The organism is Streptomyces sp. NPDC057654 (assembly GCF_042800135.1).
GTDB lineage: Bacteria > Actinomycetota > Actinomycetes > Streptomycetales > Streptomycetaceae > Streptomyces.
Genome location: NZ_JBHVHQ010001082.1, coordinates 1 through 2529, shown reverse-complemented (window position 1 = coordinate 2529; position 2529 = coordinate 1). Strand labels below are relative to the sequence as shown.

3 protein-coding genes and 1 tRNA gene are annotated in these 2529 nt (G+C 69.8%); 3 read left to right on the top strand and 1 reads right to left on the bottom strand.

The window, feature by feature from the left end:
- Positions 1-81: 81 nt before the first annotated feature.
- Entirely contained in the window at positions 82-546 is a 465-nt protein-coding gene (locus ACFU99_RS40680; protein ID WP_384402927.1) for a GatB/YqeY domain-containing protein, read from the bottom strand.
- A gap of 76 nt (positions 547-622) precedes the next feature.
- On the opposite strand from ACFU99_RS40680, the gene ACFU99_RS40675 reads away from it, so the two are divergent.
- From ACFU99_RS40675 to ACFU99_RS40665, 3 genes are all read left to right on the top strand, one after another.
- Positions 623-1558 carry a metallophosphoesterase gene (locus ACFU99_RS40675; RefSeq protein WP_384402924.1) on the top strand — a complete coding sequence of 312 codons (936 nt, stop codon included), beginning with the start codon at positions 623-625 and terminating at the stop codon, positions 1556-1558.
- 98 nt (positions 1559-1656) lie between these two features.
- The gene (locus ACFU99_RS40670) at positions 1657-2421 is read left to right on the top strand and encodes a Pr6Pr family membrane protein (RefSeq protein WP_384402921.1); all 765 of its coding nucleotides are present in this window, start codon (positions 1657-1659) and stop codon (positions 2419-2421) included.
- Positions 2422-2433: 12 nt separating this feature from the next.
- Positions 2434-2507: transfer RNA gene (locus ACFU99_RS40665), tRNA-Pro, on the top strand.
- Positions 2508-2529: the final 22 nt, after the last annotated feature.

Genomic DNA, 2529 nt, shown 5'->3' with positions numbered 1-2529 from the left:
CTACGTTTTTGAGCGGTGGCCCTTTTTGAGCGGCGGCCCTTTTTGAACAGTGGCCCTTTTTGAACGGTGGCCTGCCGTCCGTCAGCCGGCGAGCAGCTTCTTGACCATCGCGGCGACGCGGCCGCCCTCGGCCCGGCCGGCCACCTGCGGGTTCACGATCTTCATGACGGCGCCCATCGCGCGCTGCCCCTCGGCGCCGTGCCCGGCCGCCTCCGCGACGGCCGCGGCGACCAGCGACTCCAGCTCCAGGTCGGAGAGGGGCTGCGGCAGATATACGGCGAGGATCTCGCCCTCCGCCTTCTCCCGCTCCGCCGACTCGGCCCGGCCGCCCTGCGCGAACGCCTCCGCCGCCTCGCGCCGCTTCTTCGCCTCGCGCGCGATCACCTTCAGCACCTCGTCGTCGGAGAGCTCACGGGCGGACTGACCGGAGACCTCCTCCTTGGTGATGGCGGTGAGGGTGAGGCGGAGGGTGGAGGAGCGCAGCTCGTCGCGCGCCCTGATGGCGGCGGTGAGGTCGTCCTGAAGCTGGGACTTGAGCGTGGTCATGTCCTTGACTATGCCAGCAACTGCCGGGAATCACCCGAAGATTTCTCCTGGGCGGCCGGTCTGCGACGATGGGCGTATGCGCGCGCGATACGGAGTACCCCTGGGCATCACGGCGGGAATCACGGCGGTCGGCGCGGCCGGCGTGGCCTACGCCGCAGGCATCGAGGCCCGTTCCTTCCGTCTTCGACGGGTCACCGTCCCGGTGCTGCCGCGCGGCCGTCGGCCGCTGCGGGTGCTCCAGGTCTCCGACATCCACATGGTCTCCGGGCAGCGCAAGAAACAGCGCTGGCTCCAGTCGCTGGCGGGGCTGCGCCCTGATTTCGTGATCAACACGGGCGACAACCTGTCTGACCCGGAGGGCGTGCCGGAGGTGATGGACGCGCTGGGGCCGCTGATGGAGTTCCCCGGTGCGTACGTCTTCGGCTCGAACGACTACTACGGACCGAAGCTGCGCAATCCGGCCCGCTACCTGTTCGAGAAGGCGCAGAAGCGGCACGGTCTGAACGGCAACAAGCCGGTGGTCGGGGCGATCCACAACCCGTGGGAGGAGCTGCGCGACGGCTTCGACGCGGCGGGGTGGGTCGGCCTGACGAATACGCGGGGCCGGCTGAAGGTCGACGGATGTGAGATCGCCCTCACCGGCCTGGACGACCCGCACATCAAGCGGGACCGGTACAGCGAGGTGGCGGGCGGCCCGGACACGTCGGCGGATCTGTCGCTGGCGGTGGTGCACGCGCCGTACCTGCGAGTCCTCGACGCGTTCACGGCGGACCGCTACCCCTTGATCCTGGCCGGCCACACCCACGGCGGCCAGCTCTGCGTGCCGTTCTACGGCGCGCTGGTCACCAACTGCGACTTGGACACGAAGCGGGTCAAGGGGCTGTCCCGGCACCGGGCGGGCGGCCATGAGTCGTTCATGCACGTGTCGGCGGGGTGCGGCACGAACCGGTACACGCCCGTCCGCTTCAACTGCCCGCCCGAGGCGACGCTGCTCACCTTGGCCGAAGCCTGACCCGAGCCTGATCCAAGCCTGACCGCTTGACCGAAGCCTGACCGCCCGGAACCGGAAGACTCCCGCCGGGCGGGAGCGCCCGCCCTTACGGTGGGGGGATGATCGATCCGACCTCCTCCCACGCGCGGCAGAGCGCGATCAGCGCCGCGGGCGTTCCCGCCTCCGCGGTCGTCCCGGCCGGGCGCCGCCCGTTCGCGGCCGTCTTCCGGGTGCTCATCGCGGTGGCGGCGATCACCGGCATCGTGATCGACTGCGCGATCGGCGACGTGCCGCGGGTGCTCAGCTATTTCACGATCCAGTCCAACGCGGTGGTCGCCGTGGTCATGCTGGCGGCCGCACACCGGGCGTGGTCGGCCCGGCCGCCGCTCTCGGCGCGGATCACGGGAGCGGCTCTCCTCTATATAGCCATCACGGGGCTGGTCTACCACTTCGTCCTGACCAACAGCTCCAGCGGCTTCTCCATGGCCGGCGACGCCCACGCCCCCTCGGAGTGGCAGACCACGGCCACCCAGCTCCTGCACACGGCCACCCCCATCGCGGTCGTCCTCGACTGGCTCGTCCTCACGACACCGGGCCGCTTCCGCCTCTCCTTCGCCTGGCAGTGGCTGGCCTACCCCCTCCTCTACCTCCCCTTCGCCCTCATCCGCGGCGCCCTTCTCTCCCCCGGCACCGAGGGCCGCTACCCATACCCCTTCCTGGACGTCGACATCCACGGCTACGGCGGCGTCCTCGGCAACACCGTGATCTTCGCCCTCGCCTTCTACGCCCTCGCCCTGGTCCTGCTCCTCCTCGACCGCATCCGCCCCCACCTGCGCGGCCCCGAGAACCGGATTTCGTCTCCGGCCATCGGTCCGCTAAAGTAGAGCTCGTTGCTTCGGGGTGTAGCGCAGCTTGGCAGCGCGCTTCGTTCGGGACGAAGAGGTCGTGGGTTCAAATCCCGCCACCCCGACTGAAGGAACAGAGATCAGGGC